Source organism: Marinactinospora thermotolerans DSM 45154 (assembly GCF_900167435.1).
Classification (GTDB): Bacteria; Actinomycetota; Actinomycetes; order Streptosporangiales; family Streptosporangiaceae; genus Marinactinospora; species Marinactinospora thermotolerans.
The window spans coordinates 125,860-138,353 of record NZ_FUWS01000001.1; the positions used below are offsets into that span (position 1 = coordinate 125,860).

General features: G+C 73.8%; 10 protein-coding genes and 2 pseudogenes. 7 read left to right on the forward strand and 5 right to left on the reverse strand.

Features of this window, described 5'->3' with window-relative positions; genetic code table 11:
• The first annotated feature begins 19 nt into the window (after nucleotides 1-19).
• From B5D66_RS00550 to B5D66_RS00560, 3 genes are all read left to right on the forward strand, one after another.
• A complete protein-coding gene (locus tag B5D66_RS00550) occupies nucleotides 20-1,507 on the forward strand; it encodes an MDR family MFS transporter (protein ID WP_078759560.1) in 1,488 nt (495 codons plus the stop codon).
• A gap of 448 nt (nucleotides 1,508-1,955) precedes the next feature.
• Nucleotides 1,956-2,783 carry an enoyl-CoA hydratase/isomerase family protein gene (locus B5D66_RS00555; protein ID WP_235000592.1) on the forward strand — a complete coding sequence of 276 codons (828 nt, stop codon included), beginning with the start codon at nucleotides 1,956-1,958 and terminating at the stop codon, nucleotides 2,781-2,783.
• Between the two features lie 84 nt (nucleotides 2,784-2,867).
• The gene (locus tag B5D66_RS00560) at nucleotides 2,868-3,446 is read left to right on the forward strand and encodes a GNAT family N-acetyltransferase (protein ID WP_078759561.1); all 579 of its coding nucleotides are present in this window, start codon (nucleotides 2,868-2,870) and stop codon (nucleotides 3,444-3,446) included.
• Nucleotides 3,447-4,199: 753 nt separating this feature from the next.
• Here B5D66_RS00560 and B5D66_RS00565 read toward each other — a convergent pair.
• The 3 genes from B5D66_RS00565 to B5D66_RS00575 form a co-directional block, all read right to left on the reverse strand.
• The gene (locus tag B5D66_RS00565; RefSeq protein WP_078759562.1) at nucleotides 4,200-4,538 is read right to left on the reverse strand and encodes a DUF6221 family protein; all 339 of its coding nucleotides are present in this window, start codon (nucleotides 4,536-4,538) and stop codon (nucleotides 4,200-4,202) included.
• 125 nt (nucleotides 4,539-4,663) lie between these two features.
• A complete protein-coding gene (locus B5D66_RS00570; protein ID WP_078759563.1) occupies nucleotides 4,664-6,100 on the reverse strand; it encodes a dihydrolipoyl dehydrogenase family protein in 1,437 nt (478 codons plus the stop codon).
• A gap of 136 nt (nucleotides 6,101-6,236) precedes the next feature.
• Nucleotides 6,237-7,073 (reverse strand): NUDIX hydrolase, encoded by an 837-nt coding sequence (locus B5D66_RS00575; protein WP_078759564.1) that lies wholly within the window; start codon nucleotides 7,071-7,073, stop codon nucleotides 6,237-6,239.
• A 175-nt stretch (nucleotides 7,074-7,248) separates the two neighbouring features.
• Here B5D66_RS00575 and B5D66_RS00580 point away from each other — a divergent pair, with 175 nt between their 5' ends.
• A complete protein-coding gene (locus tag B5D66_RS00580; RefSeq protein ID WP_078759565.1) occupies nucleotides 7,249-7,653 on the forward strand; it encodes a four-helix bundle copper-binding protein in 405 nt (134 codons plus the stop codon).
• Nucleotides 7,654-7,748: 95 nt separating this feature from the next.
• On the opposite strand, the gene B5D66_RS00585 is transcribed toward B5D66_RS00580, so the two are convergent.
• A complete protein-coding gene (locus B5D66_RS00585; RefSeq protein ID WP_078759566.1) occupies nucleotides 7,749-8,102 on the reverse strand; it encodes a DUF8129 domain-containing protein in 354 nt (117 codons plus the stop codon).
• Nucleotides 8,103-8,288: 186 nt separating this feature from the next.
• Here B5D66_RS00585 and B5D66_RS00590 point away from each other — a divergent pair, with 186 nt between their 5' ends.
• The 3 genes and pseudogenes from B5D66_RS00590 to B5D66_RS26585 form a co-directional block, all read left to right on the forward strand.
• The gene (locus tag B5D66_RS00590) at nucleotides 8,289-8,855 is read left to right on the forward strand and encodes a hemerythrin domain-containing protein (RefSeq protein WP_078759567.1); all 567 of its coding nucleotides are present in this window, start codon (nucleotides 8,289-8,291) and stop codon (nucleotides 8,853-8,855) included.
• Nucleotides 8,856-9,286: 431 nt separating this feature from the next.
• Nucleotides 9,287-9,730: pseudogene (locus B5D66_RS25840) on the forward strand (IS30 family transposase); the annotation flags it as partial.
• A gap of 381 nt (nucleotides 9,731-10,111) precedes the next feature.
• A pseudogene (locus tag B5D66_RS26585) lies at nucleotides 10,112-10,795 on the forward strand (phosphotransferase enzyme family protein); the annotation flags it as partial.
• Nucleotides 10,796-11,179: 384 nt separating this feature from the next.
• Here B5D66_RS26585 and B5D66_RS00600 read toward each other — a convergent pair.
• On the reverse strand, nucleotides 11,180-12,403 hold the full coding sequence (locus tag B5D66_RS00600) for an MFS transporter (RefSeq protein WP_078759568.1): 1,224 nt from the start codon (nucleotides 12,401-12,403) through the stop codon (nucleotides 11,180-11,182).
• Nucleotides 12,404-12,494: the final 91 nt, after the last annotated feature.

A 12,494-nucleotide genomic window follows, 5' to 3' on the forward strand; every position in this document is an offset into this window, starting at 1 on the left:
CTCCTCGGAAAGGCGTCGAATGACCGTCGACCAACGTCCCGCGGACCAGGCCGCGACCGGACGAGGGCCCGCATCCGACGATGCGCTGCCACGTCAGGTGAAGGTCGTCCTCGGCCTGCTCCTCGTGGCCTCCTTCGTCGTGATCCTCAACGAGACCATCATGAGCGTGGCCCTGCCGCGCCTGATGGTCGAGTTGGAGATCACGGCCGCGACCGCCCAGTGGCTGACCACCGGGTTCCTGCTCACCATGGCGGTCGTCATCCCGACAACCGGGTTGATCCTCCAGCGCTTCACCACGCGCTCGGTGTTCATCACCGCGATGTCCCTGTTCACCGTGGGCACCCTGCTCGCCGCGCTCGCACCGGGTTTCGGCGTCCTCCTGGCGGGGCGGGTCATCCAGGCGAGCGGCACCGCCGTGATGCTGCCGTTGATGACGACCATGGTCCTCAACTTCGTCCCGGCCTCGCGTCGCGGTCGGACCATGGGCCTGATCACGGTCGTCATCGCCGTGGCCCCGGCCGTGGGGCCCACCTTCTCCGGTCTCATCCTGTCCGCCCTCAGCTGGCGGTGGCTCTTCCTGGTCGTCCTGCCCATCGCGCTGTTGAGCCTGGCCCTCGGCGCGGCGCTGGTGAAGAACATCACCGTCCCCAAGCGGGTCCGCTTCGACGTGCTCTCCATCGTGCTGTCCGCGCTGGCCTTCGGCGGGCTGATCTACGGTCTGAGCAGCATCGGGGAGTCCACGCAGGGGCACGCCCCGATCCCCCCACTCATCCCCATCGGCGTCGGCGTCGCCGCGCTGGCGCTCTTCGTGCTGCGGCAGCTGCGGCTCCAGCGTGACGATGCGGCCCTGCTCGATCTGCGCCCGTTCCGCTCGCGGGCGTTCGTCCTCGGTGTCGTCGTGCTGCTGGTGTCGATGGGCGCCCTCTTCGGCACCCTGGTCCTGCTGCCGATCTACCTGCAAAACGTCCTGGGTCTGACCACGTTGCAGACCGGGCTCATGCTCCTGCCCGGCGGTCTGACCATGGGGTTGATCGCCCCGGTGATCGGGCGCCTGTTCGACCGGGTGGGTCCCCGCCCGCTCGTCATCCCCGGGACGTTCGTCGTCGCCGGAGCGCTGGGGTTGATGACCCTCCTGGACGAGTCCTCGCCGATCGCCCTGGTGCTGACGATCCACGTGTCGCTGAACATCGGTCTGGGGTTCGTCATGACCCCGTTGATGACGTCGGCGCTCGGCTCGCTCGAAAGGTCGCTGTACTCCCACGGCAGCGCGATCGTCAACACGCTCCAGCAGCTCGCCGGAGCCGCCGGCACGGCGCTGTTCATCACCATCATGACCACCGGTACCGCCGCCGGCCTCACCGCCGGCCTCGATCAGGTGGCGGCGCAGGCCTCGGGCATCCACACCGCGTTCCTGTGGGGCGCCGGACTCGCCCTCGTGGCCGCGGCGGCGTCGTTCCTGGTCAGGCGGCCGTCCGGCAGCACCGAGGGGATGCCGGCCGGGCACTGACGGGGGCCATGACCTCGGGACGCACGAGTGCTCCCCGGCGCGGGGTGGACCCCGCGCCGGGGATTTCCGCTTCCCCGACGGCGGGCCTCGGAAGGACCGGCCCGAAGGCCCCTCCTCAGGGACGGATTCAGCGCTGCCGTTCGGACAGATCCCGGCCGAGGGTCCCCCACGAAGACCACGACGGGCATCGGCGGGCCGCCGTAGAGACCGGTCCGCGCCGGCGGGTCGTCGGAGACCCGCCATGCCCAGGTCAGCGGTTCCCGGCTCCCGATCCGCGCGGTGGTCTCCAGAACCCCGCCCGGGGCGGCGGCCGTATCGATCGATCCCGGACGCCCAGGGCGTGGGGCCTGGCGGTATCCTCCCTCCCCTGGGCCGCGCCGGCGTGTGAAGGGGGAACACCCCCCATCGTCGGCGTTCCTGGTGTCCGGAGGCAGAACTACGGAGGCGGATGATGGGCGACGGTCCCGCGCAGGGGCGGATCCAGTGGGACATCCTCGGCGACACCGCCTGGATCACCATCGACAACCCGCGCAAGCGCAACGCCATGGACGCCCACATGTGGCGACAGGTCCCCGAGGCGCTGACCGCGATCGAGGCCGACGAACGAGTCCGCGTCGTCGTCCTCGCCGGAGCCGGCGGAACCTTCTGCGCGGGAGCCGACATCTCCGACCTCCAAGCCATCGGGCCCACCGTCACCGACGATCCAGGTCAGAATCTGCCGGTACGCGCCGAAACCGCGCTGCTGGACTGCCCCCTCCCCACGATCGCGCTGATCGAGGGCCACTGCGTCGGCGGCGGCTGCCAGCTCGCCGCGGCCTGCGACATCAGGATCGCCACGCCCTCGGCCCGGTTCGGCATCACCCCGGCGAAGCTCGGCCTGGTCTACCCGCCTTCCAGCATCCAGCGGCTCGTCGAGATCGTCGGCCCGTCCGCGGCCAAACTGCTGCTCTTCTCCGGCGAGATCCTCGACGCCGAGCGCGCCCACCACATGCGCCTGGTCGACGAGATCACCGAGGACGCCCACGCGCGGGTCGCCTCCCTCGCCGCGACCATGGCGAGCCGCTCCGCCCTGAGCGTCGCCGCCTCGAAGGAACTCGTCGACATGGCGCGGCGCGGGGAGGGGCTTGACGGACGCGCACGCCACTGGCAGCGGCTGGCCGCCACCAGCGGTGAGGCCGCGGAGGGGGTCCGGGCGTTTCTGGAGCGGCGGGCACCGACGTTCCCCTACCGCCACGACGGCCGGCCTCCCACGCCGGAGCGGACGGCCGCCGGGTGAGGGCCACCGGGCGGACACCGGCCCGGATGCCTCCCTCCCGGCACGCCCGCGCGTCCCGCCCCCGGCGGGACGGAGAACGACGCCATGGCGACGCTTCTGCGCACACCGCGGAGGACACTGCGCGCCTTCACCGAGAACGACGTGGACTCCCTCGTCGCCCTCGACGGCGACCCCGAGGTCATGCGTTTCGTCAATGGGGGACGCCCCACCTCCCGATCGGCGGTGTGCGAGGAGGTTCTGCCACGGCTGTTGCGCCGCCACCCCCGTACCGGGCTTCCGGGCTACGGGGCCGCCGAGGACCGGCGCACCGGCGCGTTCCTCGGCTGGTTCGAGTTCCATCCGCTCGACGACGCCGATCCGACCGTGGTGGAACTGGGCTACCGGCTACGTAGGTCGGCGTGGGGACGCGGCCTGGCCACCGAAGGGGCCAGGTCACCGGTGCGCGCGGGTTTCACCGACTTGCGGGTGCGCGGGGTGACGGCGTCGACGATGGTCGTCAACACCCGGCCCCGCCGGGTGCTGGAGAAGACGGGGTTGCGGCAGGTCCGCGTCGTCTTCGAGGACTGGCCCGACCCCATCGACGGTGCCGAACACGGCGACGTCGAATACGCCCTGACGCGATCGGAGTGGGAGGAGTCCTCGGGGCCGGCCGGGAGGGGGTGACCGGCCGGAAGGGCGTCTGGTTCTCGCCACTCGAAACGCGCCCGTTCGATCGGTGAAGACCGCGACGTCGCGTTCGGCGGAAGCCGCCGTCTCGATCAGGGCTTCGATGAGGGGGCGCGCCGGAGCCGCCCCGTGGGACCGGCGGCCGGCAGAACGGCCGAGGGCGTGCCCGGCCGGCCGTGACGGCCCCAGGCACGGCCCCTGTCCCGCTCCCCTCGAGTGGTGCGCCGCCCGTGGCCGCGCCCGGACGTGAGGGAGATCCGGGCTGCCGCCGGCACGTTCGAGGAGATCCGACGAGGGTCCCCCTGTCGAGGGGTTCCTCCAGCCGCTCGGGGCGCCAAAGGCCGGCCGCGCTTGTTCCCGAGGCACATCAGGCCGGGCGGGACCACGCCGCGCCGGCGAGGAGGCGCGCCCGGGTCCCGGCGCGGCCCGTCAGGTCGACGGTCTCACCGGCACGCCCGCGCGGCTCCGCCGCACACGGCGGGGACACGCGGCGCCGGTCGCGGGCCGAGCACCCCGCTCGGCCGACGATCGGGACCGAGCCGTATGTATGGACGCGGTCACCATCCCGCGCGGCGACGTCGGATGGACAGGCGAGCAACCGGTGCACCGCCGAACGAACCGGTCCGGGTTCGCGGACGGCCGCGCTGAACGGAGCCGCCCTGGCCGCCGAGCGCGCCGGGCGGCGGCGCATCGTTTACGGAGGGCCCGGGGTCCGGCGCTCCGGACCCCGGGACGGGCGACACCCGCCGGTCAGGGCCGCCAGGAGCGGTCGTAGTCCGGGTGGTCCTCGTAGGTCAGGGAGAGCAGCCGCACCACGGTCTCCAGCGTCTCCTCCTCCTCGGGGGCCTCGTGCAGACCCGTCTCCTCGGCGACGGCCTCGGCGTACATCTCCACGATGCGCCGTTTGGCCTCGACGTCGCGCAGCGCGCGGACGTCGGCTCCCCGTCCCGGGGCGCGGGGCCAGTCCTGGGGCGGCACGGCGAGGTCGTGGTCACCGGGGATGGGAACCATCTGCTGCTGGGCGGCCCGTTCGTCCTCGGCCAGGCGGCGTAGCAGGAAGTCCACCAGGTCGGCCAGGTCGGTCGGCACTACGGTCGCCCTCCTTCGCGGGTTGTGGCAGGCCCGCCGCGCGCGCCGTTGGACCGGCCGCTTCGGCGGACGCCGTTCGCTTTCGGCTACCCGGGCCCTCCACGCGCCAAACCCGGGCCCGCGGGTCACAGCCCGTAGGTCTCCAGCAGGCGCAGCCACACCTCGCTGACGGTCGGGAAGGACGGCACCGCGTGCCACAGCCGTTCCAAGGGAACCTCGCCGACGACGGCGACGGTCGCCGCGTGGATGAGCTCCCCCACGCCCGGGCCCACCAGCGTGCAGCCGACGACGACGCGCCTGCGCTCGTCCACGACCATGCGGGCGTGCCCGCGGTAACCGTCGGCGTACAGCGTCGCCCCGGCGACCGAGCCGAGGTCGTAGTCGACGGCGCGGACGTCCATGCCGGCGGCGCGGGCGGCCTCCTCGGTGAGGCCCACCGCGGCCACCTCGGGCTCGGTGAACACGACCTGGGGCACCGCCCGATGGTCGGCGGTGGCCGACCAGCGGCTCCACGGCGCGGGGTCCGCGGCCTCGCCCCGGGCGCGCGCGGCGATCGCGTCACCGCAGGCCCGCGCCTGGTACTTGCCCATGTGGGTGAGCAGGGCGCGGCCGTTGACGTCGCCGACGGCGTAGAGCCAGCCGCCCTCCACTCCGTCCACCCGGCAGTCGTCGCCGACCTCGATGGGCGCGGAGGGATCCAGGCCGACCGTCTCCAAGCCGACCCCGCCGGTGGCGGGACGCCGCCCCGTGGCGACGAGCAGCTGCGCCGCGGTGACGCTGGCCTCGCCCTCGGGGGTGGTGTAGCCGACGGTGACCTGTCCGGCGTCGTCCCGGACGGCCTCTCGCACCTCGGCGCGGGTGACGACGTCGAGCCCGGCCTCCTCCATGGCGCGCCGCACGTGCTCGCCGGCGAACGGTTCGTTGCGGGCCAGCAGACGCTCGCCGCGGACCAGCAGACGCACCCGCGCGCCCAGGGAGCGCCAGGCCCAGGCGAGCTCGCAGGCGACGACGCCTCCACCGATGACGACCAGGCTCTCGGGGACCTTCTCCGCCTCGGTGGCCTCGCGGCTGGTCCAGGGCCGCGTCTCGGCGAGGCCGGCGATGTCGGGCAGCACCGGCACCGATCCGGTGCACAGCGCGACGGCGTGCCGGGCGGTCAGGACGGTACGGGCTCCGGTGGGGTCCTCGACCTCGACCCTGCGCGGCCCGGTCAGGCGTCCCCGTCCGCGCACCAGGTCGATTCCCGCGCCCCGCAGCCAGTCCACCTGCCCGGTGTCGACGCGCCCCGAGACGAACCCGTCGCGGCGGCGCAGCACCTCCCCGGCGTCGAGGACCCCGGTGACGGCCTGACGCGCGCCGGCGACGCCACGGGCGGCGTCGAGGGCCGCGGCCGGGCGCAGCAGCGCCTTGCTGGGGATGCAGGCCCAGTAGGAGCATTCGCCGCCGACGAGTTCCTTCTCGACCACGGCCACGCTCAGCCCACCGCGTTTCACGCGGTCGGCGACGTTCTCTCCGGTCGGCCCGGCTCCGACGACCACCACGTCGTAGGCGCGTTCGTCCATGGGTTCCTCCCCTTCCCACGGCCCGCCGCGTCCGGGCGGCGGACCCGCGCCCGTGCTGGGCGCGGCCCCGACGATACGCAGTGCGGACCGTCACGGGAATCCCGGCACACCGGGCACCGCGCGCCTCGCCGGCGGATCACCGCGCCGGGTGGCAGCCCGTTCGAGAGTCCAGGGCCTGAATCCACTGCACCGCGACGGCGGCGACCTGGACGAGCTCGGCGCGCAGCGCGCGCGGATCGCGTTCGGCGAGCGCCTCCGCCGTCTCCTCGGCGAGCAGACCCGCCCAGGTGGTGGGGTCCCGGTCAAAAACCGCGCGCACGGCGGCCAGCACCGGAGCGGCGGCACCGGTACCGTCCTGTAGCCCGTGCTGAACGCCCCACAGACGCTGCTGAGCGCGGCGCTCGGCCGCCACATCGGCCAGAACGGCTGCCAAAGCACCCGGGACGCCCGCGTCGCCGAGGACGCCCGCGTCCGCGGACGTGCCCGGCGGGGGCGTGTCCCTGCCCGGCCAGGCGTGCAGACCGAAGGGGCGTCCGTCGAGGTAGGCCCGGATCGCCTGGGCGCAATAGGGGACGACGTCGCCGGGGAGGCGGTGGGCCGGCAGCCACACCGGTTCGCCGTGCTTGGCGGGCTCGGCGTTGCGGGGTTCGCCCTGCCAGGTCCGGCAGGCGAAGAAGACCTGGAGACGGCCGCCGTCCTCTCCGCTGTGGCACAGGTGGGCGAACTCCAGGTGACGCGGATCGACCACGATGCCGAGTTCCTCGGCGGCCTCGCGGACGGCGCACTCCGGCAGGGTCTCCCCGGCTTCGAGATGGCCGGCCGCCGAGGCGTGCAGCATCCCGTCGCAGTAGCCGGTGGCCCGGCGGCGGACCAGCAGGACGCGCCCGTGGCGGTCGAATAGCAGCAGGTGGGCGCCGACGACGCTCGCGTGGCGCCCGCGTCGGGCGCTGCTCTGCCCTCCGGGTGGTGCCATGTTCCCTCCGTCGGCTGGCCGGCCGGTCGATGATGCCACGCCGGCCCGCCCCTCCGCGGGCTTTTCCCGATCTCGTCTCACGGCCCGGAACGGACGGGGCGCCCGGTTTGCGTCCGGACGGCCCGGATAGCCGACGCCGAAAAGGAGGGATCTCGCAACGAGGAGAGGAGCGGCCATGAGCGTCGCGGAACAGATGCTACGCAGCCACCCCGACGAGCGGGACGAGGCGAACCGGGACAGGGTGCTGGAGTGCGTCGAGGCGTGCCTGGCGTGCGCGCAGGCGTGTACCGCGTGCGCCGACGCCTGCCTGGGCGAGGAGGAACTGGACCGGCTTCGGGAGTGCGTCCGCACCGACCTGGACTGCGCCGACCAGTGCGCGGCCACCGGCCGCATCCTGACCCGCCGGACCGGCGGTGACACCAGGCTGGTCCGCGCCGTGCTGGAGGCGTGCGCGCAGGCGTGCGCCTCCTGCGCCGAGGAGTGCGAGCGGCACGCCTCCCACCACGAGCACTGTCGCGTGTGCGCGCAGGCGTGCCGACGTTGCGAGCGCGCCTGCCGGGAGCTGCTCGCCACGCTGTGAGAGGGGCCCGTACCGGGCCTCGTCCCTGGCGTAGACCGGACGGGGGCCGGAGCGGCCTCGGCCGCTCCGGCCCCCGTCGGTGCGCCCGGTGCGTCTCAGCCCCGCCGGTCCCCCTTGGGACGTGCCGGCTGCGCGGGCACGCCGTGCGGCGGCGCGGCCGCCGGTGGACGGTCACTCGCCTCGCCGACGGCCGAACCCCCACTGGGCGCGGGCGGGGCCTCGGGCAGGTTCTGCTGGTCCCCCTGTGATGGAACGGCCCCCTCCTCCAGGGAGGACAGGCGCTGCCTGAGCATCTCCAGCACCGGGGTGCGCGCGCCATGCGCCTCCTCGTAGGCGATGAGGTCGCGCATCTGCTCCTGGGTCAGCGAGCGGACGCGGTGCTGCAACGTGCCGAGCGGCAGGTGCTCGTAGTCCGGGATCACCAGGTCGGTCCTGTTCACCTCGGCCATCGGATCTCTCCTTCCTCGTCGTCCCACGGTCGTCTCGGCGCTGGTCCGGGCGCCTACCCGGCGCTGCGGGGCAGCAAACCGGAGCGGCCGCGGACCAGGTTGCCGCGACACCGGTCGTTGTCTTGCGCCCGGATCGGGCAGGGGAGGGGTGACAACGGACGGACACGAGAACGTGGAGGAGAACCGATGACCACCGCACAGAGCGAACACGACCTGGTGAGCGTGATCATCTCCGACCACCGCGAGGTGGAGCGGGTGTTCACCGAACTGGAGAGCGGGACGGGCTCGCCCGAGCACCGAAAGCGGCTGGTGGAGCACGTCATCACCGAGCTGGTGCGGCACTCCGTGGCCGAGGAGCAGTACATGTACCCCGCGGCGCGCAAGGCGCTGCCCGACGGGGACGAGATCGCCGATCACGAACTCCAGGAGCACGCCGAGGCCGAACGGGTGATGAAGGAGCTGGACGGGCTGGCCCCCGGTGACGCCCGCTTCGACGAGCTGCTGGGCGAGCTGATGGCCGACATCCGGCACCACATCGCCGACGAGGAGAGGGACCTGCTGCCGCGGTTGCAGAGCGCCTGCTCCGCCGAGGAGCTGCGCGACCTCGGCGAGAAGGTGCTGCGAGCCAAGGAGAGCGCGCCCACCCGGCCACACCCCTCGGCCCCCGACCAGCCCCCGGCGAACCGGATCCTCGATCCGGGCGCGGGCATGATCGACCGACTGCGCGACAAGCTGACCGGCCGGGCGCACTGATCCGCGTCACCGCGCCCCTCCCCACGGGGCGCGGTGCGCGATGGCGCTCGACCGGGAAGGGGCCGTGGGGGGCGGGGTGGCCCGCGGCCGGCGATCGCCCCGGTCGCCGCGGCGAGTCGTAAGAACGGGCAACGAGGGATGCCGCCCGCTCGGCCCCGTTCTGACGGCATCGTCGGCTACGGGGCCGCGCCCGGGCGGAGGGCGCGTGGGCGGGGCGCCCGACCTGCCGATGACGGGAAGAGCGCCATCCGGCCCAGAAGGTCACGGACACGTGCCCCGTCTCGGCGGCCGCCCCGCACGTCGTCTACCGGAAGGGCACCCCGGCGCGGCGGCGCAGGTCCCCGGCCGCACCAGCCACCGGCCCCGCTAATGAGCGCTTCGTCCGCTTCGACGGTCGAACCGGCTTCGTGGCCACGGGCGGCAGCGGTGCCGGCCACTGGGAGGGCGACCTGATCGCGGGCACCGGCTCCCGCCCGGCCATCGGCCCCTGGCCGAGCGCGCCGCCGGTACGTGATACCGGTCCACCTTCCGGTCACAGCGCCGCGGCCGTGCGCGATGCCCTGGTGGACACCGCGAAGACGCTGCCGACCCGACTGAAGCGCTCGCCGCCCTGGGATCAGGACCCGGAGATGGCCGCCCACACGGCGTTCACCCTGGCCAGCGCCATCCCGGTGTTCTTCCGCGATCCGGCGGGCCCCTGGCAGCGCGGCTCGAACGAGAACACGAACGGGTTGCTGCGCCGGTCCTTCCTCAAGGGCACCGACCTGTCGGTGCACTCACGCGAGAACCTGGAGACCGTAGCCGCCGAACCCAACTCACGGCCACGCGAGGCGCTCGGCCGGGAAACCTCGGCCGAGCGCCTCGCCAAGCTCCTGGACACACAGCAACCGGCAGCGGTGTTGCAACGCCCCCGGAATTCGCCCACCACCGGGCCGTCCGCGTTGTTCGACGGAACCGGCCGAGCAGCCGGAGCGGCGGGCCCCCGGTTCGGCCACGCCACCGCGGCCTGCGCCGACGGCTTGGTACGGTGCGTGGAGCGCGCCGCCCGGGGAGCCACGGCGGTGCCCGAGTGGAGGGGCCGGCCGACGATGCAGGCGTCAGAGGTTTCGCGTGCGGTGGCCGCGGCCATGTCGATCGCCTCGTCACTCGGCCTGGCGGTCGACGACGCGATCGTCCTTCATGACTCGAACAGGCTCACCCTGCGTCTGCTGCCCTGTGACGTCCTGGCCCGGGTGGCGCTCGTAGCTCATCAGGTCGCGCGGTTCGAAGTCGAGCTCGCCCAGCGGCTCGCCGAGTCCGGGTGCCCCGTGGCCGCTCTGGATCCCCGAGTGGAGCCACGGGTCTACGAGCGCGCCGGCTTCGTGGTCACGTTGTGGGTCTACTACCCGCCCGTACCGTCCCAAGGGGTCTCACCAGCCGACTACGCCGACGCGTTGGAGCGGCTGCACGCCGGCATGCGCGAGCTCGATGTCCCGACGCCGCGGTTCACGGACCGGGTCGAGCAGGCCCAACGGCTCGTGGCGGACCACGAGCGCACTCCGGCGCTCTCCGAGCCGGACCGGGAGCTGCTCGGCGGCACGTTGGAAAGCCTGAAACGGGCGATCGGCGAGCGCGGCGGCGCCGAGCAGCCGCTGCACGGCGAACCGCACCCGGGTAACGTGCTCACCACGGGGAACGGGCTGCTGTTCATAGACCTTGAGACGTGTTGCCGTGGCCCCGTCGAATTCGACCTCGCCCACGCGCCCGAAGAAGTCGGCCGGCGCTATCCGGGTGTCGACCACGACCTGCTGCGCGCCTGCCGGATCCTCGTGCCGGCGATGATCACGACGTGGCGCTGGGACCGAGACGACCGGCTCCCGGACGGGCGCCGGCCGAGGACGGAGTGGCTCGGCCGGATCCGGGCAGCGCTCGGCCCCAACAGCCTGGACCTCCACGGCTGACCGCAGGCTTCGGGGGTTGTGGCCGGTCGGTCGTCGCTGCCGGGTCCCACCGTGCTCCTCGCCCTGGCCGGCCGGGCGGGACCGGTCGCGTCTGTCGGCGGCTCGGCCCCAGGTCCGGTCTCCGCCGAGGCAGGGGCGTCGCCGCCGGTCGCGGCCGCGGCTGACATCCGTGCCGCGCCGAACGGGTTCGCTCCCCGCGCGGCGCGCCCAGCGAACACCCGCGGGGTGATACCAGGGCCCGGGGCGGGTACTCGACGACGGCGAGGGCGGGCGCCCGCGGCGGATCGTCCGCGGCGGGCGCCGAGCGCCCAGAGGGACGCCGCCCCCGCGCGGCGCGCCCGTGGCGAAGACCGTCGAGATGACGTCCGGTCGTCCGACGTGACCCTAGTGCGCGGGGCCGCCCGTCCGCACGTCGCGCGGCGCCGTCCCGGCCGAACCCCCCTCCGGAACGCCACCGCCACCGCGGGTCCGCCGCTCCAGCAGCCCTGAGGCCAACGCCAGCACCAGGCCGATCATCGCCAGTCCGGCGCCGAGCAGGTTGGGGGCGGTATAGCCGTAGCCCGCGGCGATGACCAGGCCACCCAGCCAGGCCCCCATGGCGTTGGCGAAGTTGAGGGCGGAGTGGTTGAGGGCCGCGGCCAGCGAGGGTGCGTCGGCGGCCGCGTCCATCAGCCGCATCTGTAGGGACGGCACCAGCACGCTGCCGGCGAAGCCGAGCAGGAACACCATCACCACGGCGATGGCCCCGTAAGGGGCGAGCAGGTGGAGCAGGACCAGCACCACCGCGATCCCCGCCAGCCCCGCGTACATGGTGGGCATCAGCGCGCGGTCGGCGGCCCACCCGCCGACGAGGTTGCCCACGGTCATGCCGACGCCGTAGACGGCGAGGACGAGCGTGACCGCGGTCGGGGCGAACCCGGCGATCTCGGTCATCATCGGCGAGATGTAGCTGTAGGAGGCGAACATGCCACCGAAACCGACGGCGCCCACCAGGAGGGCCAGCCAGACCTGGCCCCGCCCCAGCGCCGCGAGCTCCGAGCGCACCGAGGCGTCGGCCGACGGCCGCTGCCGGGGGACGAGCCCGGCCAGGGCGACGAGGGTGATCACGCCGATGACGGTGACGATCCAGTAGGTACTGCGCCAGCCGAGGTGCTGGGCGGCCAGTGTCGCCAGGGGAACGCCGACGATGTTGGCGACGGTCAGCCCGGCGATCATCAGCGAGACCGCCTGGGCCCGCCTCGTCGCCGGGACCAGGGAGGCGGCGACGACCGCGCCGACCCCGAAGAAGGTGCCGTGGGGCAGCGCGGACAGGAAGCGCGAGACGAGCAGGAAGCCGAACCCCGGGGCGAGCGCCGAGGCGAGGTTGCCCAGGGTGAACAGCCCCATCAGCGCGATGAGCAGGTGCTTGCGGTCGACGCGGGCGCCGACCGCGGCCAGGAGCGGGGCGCCCAGCACCACTCCGAGCGCGTAGCCGGAGATGATGTAGCCGGCGGTGGGGATCGACACGCCGTAGTAGGCGGCGACATCGGGCAGGATGCCCATGGCGACGAACTCCGTCGTCCCGATCCCGAAGGCTCCGACGGCCAGGGCGAGCAGGGCTATGGGCACGAGGACTCCCGAAGGGTCGGCGGGGGGGGAGCCGCGCCCCGCCTCCGGGGCCTGCCGGTCCGCCGGGCCCGGGCCGCGCTCCGGGACATCC

What these genes read in the sequence shown, in the direction of transcription:
- B5D66_RS00550 (WP_078759560.1), top strand. Translation starts at nt 20, where the DNA reads ATGACCGTCGACCAACGTCCCGCGGACCAGGCCGCGACCGGACGAGGG.
- B5D66_RS00555 (WP_235000592.1), top strand. Translation starts at nt 1,956, where the DNA reads ATGATGGGCGACGGTCCCGCGCAGGGGCGGATCCAGTGGGACATCCTC.
- B5D66_RS00560 (WP_078759561.1), top strand. Translation starts at nt 2,868, where the DNA reads ATGGCGACGCTTCTGCGCACACCGCGGAGGACACTGCGCGCCTTCACC.
- B5D66_RS00570 (WP_078759563.1), bottom strand. Translation starts at nt 6,100, where the DNA reads ATGGACGAACGCGCCTACGACGTGGTGGTCGTCGGAGCCGGGCCGACC.
- B5D66_RS00575 (WP_078759564.1), bottom strand. Translation starts at nt 7,073, where the DNA reads ATGGCACCACCCGGAGGGCAGAGCAGCGCCCGACGCGGGCGCCACGCG.
- B5D66_RS00580 (WP_078759565.1), top strand. Translation starts at nt 7,249, where the DNA reads ATGAGCGTCGCGGAACAGATGCTACGCAGCCACCCCGACGAGCGGGAC.
- B5D66_RS00585 (WP_078759566.1), bottom strand. Translation starts at nt 8,102, where the DNA reads ATGGCCGAGGTGAACAGGACCGACCTGGTGATCCCGGACTACGAGCAC.
- B5D66_RS00590 (WP_078759567.1), top strand. Translation starts at nt 8,289, where the DNA reads ATGACCACCGCACAGAGCGAACACGACCTGGTGAGCGTGATCATCTCC.